At 69.5% G+C, this 6611-nt stretch carries 4 protein-coding genes; all 4 read right to left on the minus strand.

Annotated features, from left to right (window positions below; genetic code table 11):
• Nucleotides 1-1905 (minus strand): PAS domain-containing sensor histidine kinase (locus H0W38_RS13480; protein WP_292454861.1); only part of this gene is annotated, 1905 nt, incomplete at its 3' end.
• A gap of 119 nt (nucleotides 1906-2024) precedes the next feature.
• On the minus strand, nucleotides 2025-2825 hold the full coding sequence (locus tag H0W38_RS13485) for an SDR family oxidoreductase (protein ID WP_292454864.1): 801 nt from the start codon (nucleotides 2823-2825) through the stop codon (nucleotides 2025-2027).
• 199 nt (nucleotides 2826-3024) lie between these two features.
• On the minus strand, nucleotides 3025-3447 hold the full coding sequence (locus H0W38_RS13490) for a hypothetical protein (RefSeq protein ID WP_292454869.1): 423 nt from the start codon (nucleotides 3445-3447) through the stop codon (nucleotides 3025-3027).
• A gap of 195 nt (nucleotides 3448-3642) precedes the next feature.
• Nucleotides 3643-6450 (minus strand): ABC transporter transmembrane domain-containing protein, encoded by a 2808-nt coding sequence (locus tag H0W38_RS13495; protein WP_292454867.1) that lies wholly within the window; start codon nucleotides 6448-6450, stop codon nucleotides 3643-3645.
• Between the last annotated feature and the right edge of the window lie 161 nt (nucleotides 6451-6611).

The raw sequence follows: 6611 nt of genomic DNA on the forward strand, positions 1-6611 counted from the left end.
GGCCACGTAAGAGCGCATGTCGGCGTTGTCGTCGACCACCAGCACGCAGGTCGCCGCCGCGGCAGGGGGCAGCTCCAGATCGAGCTGGGCACCGGCGACGGCCGCAGCACTGCCCGCCAGGCGCTCCAGTTCGTCGAGTCCGGCGTGTACCGAGCCGTGCCAGGGCCGCACGTTGTCGTCGCCCGGCACCGTTCCGAATTCGTCGTCGGCGCTGGCGAGCGGCAGCACAACGGTGAAGACGCTGCCCTCGCCGGGCTCGCTGGCCACGTCGATGGCGCCATCGTGCAGTTGCACCAACTCCCGGACCAGCGCCAGGCCGATGCCCGAGCCTTCGTCGGTGCGGCCGCGCGCGCCCTCCACGCGGTAGAAGCGGTCGAAGATGCGCGGCAAATGCAAAGGCGCGATGCCGCAGCCTGTGTCGCGCACCTGGAGCACCACGCAGTCGTCCTGCTGCTGCAACCGGACCTCGATCTCGCCGCGCTCGGTGTACTTGTAGGCGTTGGAGAGGAAACTGACGATGATCTTTTCCCACATCGGGCGGTCCACCCAGGCCGCGCGTGGCTGGGGCGGGCAATCGATCATCAGGCGAAGGCCGGCCTCTTCGATCGCCGAGCGGAACATTGCGGCGATCTCGGTGGTCGCCGCAGCCAGGTCGGTCGGCTCCAGGCGCGGCTGCATGCGGCCGGCCTCGATGCGGGAAAAGTCGAGCAGGCGGTCGATGAGTTCGCGCAAGCGCAGCGCATTGCGGTGGGCCATGCGCAGCGTGTCCATTTCGCTGCCATCGGCCCGGCCCTGCAGCAGCAGCTCGAGCGGCCCGACCATCAGCGCGAGCGGCGTGCGCAACTCGTGCGAGATGTCGGAGAAGAAGTCTGTCTTGGCACGGTCGAGCTCGGCCAGGGCCGCCACGCGCTGGCGCTCGATCTGGTGCGCCTGCGCATTGGTGAGTGCTGCGCCGAGGTGGCTGGCGATGGCCGCGATGAAGCTGCGGTAGCCGACGTCATCGGTGCGCGTGGGGTTCAGCCCCGCCACCAGCAGCGCGGCCGGCAGCACCTGCTGGCCGGTGCGCACCGGGATTACCACCGCACGCGGGCCGCTCGCCGTTGCGCCGCCCGCCGGCAGTTCGAGGCTTTGCGCTTCGCCGCTTTCCAGCACTCGCTGCACCGACCGCGCGAGCGGGTCGTCGGCGCCGGGCACCAGCCGAACGGTGCCGCCACAGCCGGCGGGCAACGAGCCGCTGGAAGCCAGCAGGTTGGCCCGCACCCCGCTCGCGTCCAGGCCGTAGATCAGGCTGAACGGAAGATCGTTGGGGTTGCGCGCCAGCACCTCGGCGGCGGCACGGCAAACCGCGGCGCCCTCGCCCAGGCCGGCCAGCGCATCGCCGAGTTCGTTCAGGGTGCGCAGACGGCGCTCGTTGAGAACGCGGTCGGTCGTTTCGGTAGTCGCAGTGAACACGCCACCGATGCCGCCCGACTCGTCGTGGATCGGGCTGAAGGAGAAGGTGAAGTAGCACTCCTCCTGATAGCCGTTGCGCTCGAGCAGGAGCAGTTGGTCGGCCGACCAGGTGGACTGGCCGTGCTGCAGCACGTTGGACAGCAACGGGCCGATGACCGGCCAGATCTCGCGCCAGCACTCTTCGCCGCTTTGGCCCAGCGCCGATGGGTGCTTGGCACCGAGAATCGGCCGGTAGGCGTCGTTGTAGAGCACGGTCAGCGCCTGGCCCCACCAGATGAGCATCGGGAAGCGCGAATGCAGGCAGATGCCGGCGGCGGTTTTCAGGCTCTGCGGCCACAGCGCCGGCAGGCCGAGCGGGCTCGTCTCCCACTCGAAGGCGCGCATCAACGCGCCCATCTCGCCCTGCGCCGCCAGGAAGTGCGGATTGGCGGACTCGACTGCAGGGTCCGGCATGCAGGTCACGAGGGAGAAGAAGGGAAGCGGAAGATACCGCGCGCCCCCACCCCCCGTAAATGGGGGGTCTCCGATTCTTGATGGCTTGCGTTACCGGACGTAGCGCAAACGGCGACTGTTCAAGGCCACGAGCTTTCGCGCATGGGCAGCACCATCACCTCCGGGATCACCGTTTCTTCGGGCTGCGTGAGCACGAAGCGCACAGTGCGCGCCACGTTGGCCGGGTCTTGCAGCACGCCGGGATCGATGTCGCTGAAGCGGTCGAGCAGGAACGGCGTGCGCATGCCGCCGGCCACCACCGCCGAAACCTTGATGCCGCGCGGGCGCAATTCGGCGTGCAGCGCATGCGACAGGCCGAGCAGCCCCCACTTGGTCGCGTGGTAGGCGGCGGCATTGGGCCAAGCGCGCTTGGACGCGGTCGAGGCGATGTTGACGATGTGCCCCCCGCTCCCGCCGGCGCTGCGGTCGCCCATCGCCGCCGCGGCGTACTTGGAGAGGAAGAACGGCCCGGTCAGGTTGGTGCGCACCACGCGCTCCCAGTCGGCGCCCTCCAGTTCGGCGATCGGCACGGTGATGTCGATCGCGGCGTTGTTGACGAGCACGTCGAAGCGGCCGTAGCGCTCGCGCACCTCGGCCACCACCCGCTCGCACTGCTTCTCGTCGCCCACGTCGAGCGCCATCGCCACCGCGTCGATGCCCTGCTCGCGCAACGCAGCGGCCTGCGCCTCGGCACGCTCGGCAGCCAGGTCGGCCAGCACCGGACAGGCGCCCTCCTCGCCGAGCAGCTTGGCGATCGCGGCACCCAGACCGCGCGAGCCGCCCGTGATGAGCACCGCCTTGCCGCGCAGCGAAGTGCCGTCGTCGGGCGACGCTGCGGTCGCAGTGGCGGCGGACGCGGTGTTGGGCAGGGTCGGTGTCATCAAGAGTTCCTCGTGATAAGCGGTGGGTGACGTGCGTCGATGCAAGCCGGGCGATGGACGGCTCGAGCAGCGGTTCGCTCGGAGCAGGCGACGTGCCAGGAGGGCGGCCTTGCATGCGGCGGATCAGTGTGAGCAAAGCCGCGGGCGGATGGCCGACAGCGCTTCGGTGCGACGGTCGCTGCCGAGCAGCTACTGCGCTTCAAGCGCTCAGCCGATCCGCATCCCGCGCCTTCGCATGCCGCCCCTTGGCAATCGCCCGCAGATTCGCCGCAATGCACATCGCGAAAGCCTCGTCGTACCAAGGGTGCGCCCCGCTGACGGCCACGACGATCCCGTCGAGGCACACGCTGCCCCACAGCAGACTGTCGCCCTCGCGCAAGGCGTGCGGCTGCGACGTCTGCACGCGGTGGCTGTCCTGGCCGCTGCGCCAGCTCACGCGCGCCTTGGCACGGGCGAAGCCGGCGTAGTCGGCGTCCCAGCGCGTGCGATCGCCGACGGCGTGTTCGAGCAGCACGGCGTCATCGAACGGCGACTCGGAGGGCAGGAGCGCCGGATCCAGGATCACGATGTAGAGGAAGCCGCTGCCGCAGATGTTCTCGTCGCTCATCAGCGGCTCGATCATGGGCAGCGCCAGCCGCAGCGCTTCGCGCGCAGCGTCGGCATCGGCATAGCGGCTGCCGACAGCGGGCGCTTCGGGATCCCGGCTGCGTGCAGCAGGCACTTCGGAACTGCCGTCGATGGCAGCGAGGCTTCGGGTCGTCGTGGTCATGAACAGTCTTTCATGGGAAGCGCGGGGAGTGCGAGCCGGCCGGGCACCTCAGCCTGCCGGCAGGATCGGCTGGCCGGCCGCGTTGCGGCCCGAACGCGCCAGGGTGAAGATCGTCGCGATGAGCTCGTCGGGGTTGACCGGCTTGGCCAGATGCACCTGAAAGCCGGCCTGCAGCGCGCGCACGCGGTCGTCGCCCCGGGCCAGGCCGCTGAGCGCGATGGCAGGCACCCTCTCGCCGGGCGGCACGCCGCGCTCGGCCTCGATCTCGCGCACGCGGCGTATCACCGCATGGCCGTCTTCCTGGCCGAGCGCGATGTCGCAGACCACGAGTTGGGGCCACTGCGGTCGCGGCTGAGCTTCGAGCCAGGCGAGCGCCTGCGTGCCGCTGATGAAAGACAGCACTTGCGCCCCTTCGAGCTCGAGCAGGTGGCGGATCACTGCGCGCGCGTCGGCGTCGTCGTCGATGGCGAACACGCGCAAGCCGGCCAGCGGCCGGCTGGGCCGCTGCGCGTGCGGCACGGTGGCGATCTGCTCGCCCGGCTGGCCGCCGTGCAGCAGCGACGCCGGCACCACCACCGCGCGCAGCGGCAGCTCGATCACGTAGCGCATGCCGTGGGTGGATGACGGCGCCTCGATGGTGAAGCTGCCGCCCTGGCGCTCGATGGTGCTGCGCAGTTCGAGCGGATCGAGCGGCGTCTCGGTGCCGCGCGGCGGCGCGCCCATGGGCAGGTCCGTCGCGCCGGGCGGCGGCACGGCGGGGGCATGCGCCGCCAGGCCGTGGCGGCCGTCGGTCACGCTCAGGCGCGCATTGGCGCCGTCGCGCTCCAGCTTGAGTTCGATGCGCCCGCTGGGCGGCGTACCGGCCAGTGCCCACATGCACAACTCACGCATCGCCTGCGCCAGCGTGCTGGGGTCGCCGGTGACGCTGGCGTTCTCGAAATCGACTTCGCTGACCAGGCGCACCTGCCGCGCCTCGATCTGCTCGCGCAGGCCGTCGATGGTCTGCGCGAGCAGCACGGCCAGGTTGACCGGCTGGCGCGCGAGCGCTCGCTCGAGCCGCTCGAACTGCTGCTGCTGGCGCTGCAGATTCCACAGTTGTGCATACAGCCCCGCGCGTTCGAGCAGCGCTTCGTGGCGGCCACGCTCGACGATGCGGCCCTTGTCGAGCACGACGATCTCGTCGGCATTCACGATGGTCGAGAGGCGGTGCGCAATGATCAGCGTGGTGCGGCCCTCGGCGATGCGATCGAGCTCGCTCTGGATGGCCCGCTCGGCGCGCGTGTCCAACGCCGAGGTGGCCTCGTCGAAGATCATGATCGGCGGGTTCTTGAGGAACGCGCGGGCAATGGCCACGCGCTGCTTCTCGCCGCCGGAGAGCTTGAGGCCGCGCTCGCCGACCATGGTTTCGTAGGCCTCGGGCAGCGACAGGATGAACTCGTGCACCTGCGCCGCCTGCGCCGCCGCGATGATCTCGGCCATGCCGGCGTTGGTGCGCCCATAGCCGATGTTGTGCGCGATGGTGTCGTTGAACAGCACGGTGTCCTGCGGCACCACGCCCATCGCCTCGCGCAGCGTTGCCAGGGTAATGCTGCGCAGGTCCTGGCCGTCTACCGTGATGCGCCCGCCGTCCACGTCATAGAGGCGCAGCAACAGGCGCGCCAGTGTCGACTTGCCCGAGCCGCTGCCGCCGACCACCGCCACCGTCTGGCCGGCGGGGATGCTCAGGTCCAGGTCCCACAGGATCTGGCGGCCGGCTTCATAGGAGAAATCGACGTGCTCGAAAGCGACCGTGCCGCCGCGCACCTGCAGCGCCTGGCTGGTCGGGCGGTCTTCGATTTCGGCCTTTTGCTCGAGCAGCGCAAACAGTTTTTCGGTGGCGACCAGCGCGTCGCGCCCCTGGCGAAACACATAGCCCAGCGCGTTGAGCGGCAGGCAGATCTGGATCACGTAGGCGTTGACCAGTACCAGGTCGCCCACTGTCATGCGGCCCTGCACCGTCTGTTCGCCGGCCAGCAGCATCACGGCGGCCACGCCAGCGGCGATGATCGCGCTCTGGCCGATGTGCAGGGCCGAGAGCGCGCGCTGATTGGCCAGGCTGCTATCGACCCACTGGCCCAGCACGGTGGCGTAACGCGTGCGCTCATAGCCTTCGCGCGCATGGGTCTTGACCGTCTCAAAATTCAGCAGGCTGTCGACCATGCGCCCATTGGCATGCGAGTCCAACTCGTTGAGCTTGCGCTGCTGCAAGGCGCGCTTGCCGGTCATCGCCACGGTGAAGCCGGCGTAGACGAAGAAGGTGACCATGATGACCAGCGTGAACCACAGGCTGTAGCCGATGGCCATCACCGCGAGCACCGCCACGAACTCGACGAGCGTGGGCACCACCGTGAACAACCCGGCGCCGAGCAGGAAGCCGATGCCGGCATTGCCCCGCTCGACGTCGCGGATCAGCGAGCCGGTGTTGCGCTGCACGTGAAAGCGCGGCGACAGCGACATCAGGTGCGCGAAGGTCCGCTCGGCAAATGCGGTCACGGTGCGCTGGGTGACACGTGCGAACACCAGGTCGCGCAGTTCGGTGAAAAGCGTGCCGGCGAAGCGCAGCAGTGCGTAACCGAGCAGCAGGAACACCGGCAGCGCCAGCAGCAGCGGCACGGAGCCCGGCGCGGCTTCGGGGCCCACGCTCTGCGCGGCGCTGAAACGATCGACGATGGCCTTGAGCACCAGGGGCACCATCACACCCGCGGCCTTGGCCAACACCAGCAACAGGATTGCTGCGAGCGTGCGGCGCCGGTAGCGCCACACCGCTTGCCACAGGCCGGCGAGGACGGTGGACGGGTTGATGCTGTCGGCCGACATCGCAGGCCAAAGGCAAGCCGTGTGCCCATCGGGGCGTACTCCCCGGCCCGGTGGTCCTGCGGTTTGACAGGGTTCGAGCTATACAGGAAGGCTCAGGCTGAGCCTTAGACTCCGGCACTTTCAGCCGCTAGCGCGGCATGCCGGCGTGATCGGCTCATGAC

This window comes from Methylibium sp. (genome assembly GCF_013817365.1).
GTDB lineage: Bacteria > Pseudomonadota > Gammaproteobacteria > Burkholderiales > Burkholderiaceae_C > Methylibium.